2 protein-coding genes are annotated in these 443 nt (G+C 63.9%); one reads left to right on the top strand and one right to left on the bottom strand.

Annotation, left to right across the window (positions count from 1 at the left end):
- A partial coding sequence (locus D3D01_RS24745; protein ID WP_233563633.1) for a hypothetical protein occupies positions 1 to 256 on the bottom strand: 256 nt, incomplete at its 3' end.
- On the opposite strand from D3D01_RS24745, the gene D3D01_RS22905 reads away from it, so the two are divergent.
- On the top strand, positions 191 to 443 hold a 253-nt coding region (locus D3D01_RS22905), incomplete at its 3' end, for an NAD(P)H-hydrate epimerase (protein ID WP_394343418.1). The two genes, D3D01_RS24745 and D3D01_RS22905, sit on opposite strands and share 66 nt — an antisense overlap.

Raw genomic sequence — 443 nt, 5'->3', positions numbered from 1 at the left:
CAAGCACAACGACCTGACTCGCGGCTTCAACGTTCGGCAGAACAACTGAGACGCCACCGCCGACGAGGTCCATCGCCGACGCGGCACTCGTCCCCGTATCGTCTTTTTCCCACGCTCCGTACAGAGAGTCGTGACTCCGACGTTCAAAACAGAACGCGGGCGAGTCGTCTCCGCCGTCACCGCCGACCAGATGCGCGAGGTAGACCGCGTCGCGGTCGACACCGTCAGTCTCGGACTCCTCCAGATGATGGAACACGCCGGGCGGAACCTCGCAGAAGTCGCCCGCGAAACGGTCGAGAGCACCGAAGGTACCGAAACCGCCGAGAACGGTCGGATTGTCGTCCTCGCCGGAAACGGCGGGAACGGCGGCGGGGGTATCTGTGCCGCCCGCCATCTGGCAAACGGTGGTATCGACGTGACGGTCGTACTCGACAGAGCAGACA

It is taken from the genome of Haloarcula sp. Atlit-7R (assembly GCF_003666065.1).
GTDB lineage: Archaea > Halobacteriota > Halobacteria > Halobacteriales > Haloarculaceae > Haloarcula > Haloarcula taiwanensis.
Note: the sequence above shows the minus strand (reverse complement) of the source record. Positions and strands in the feature narration are given on the sequence as shown.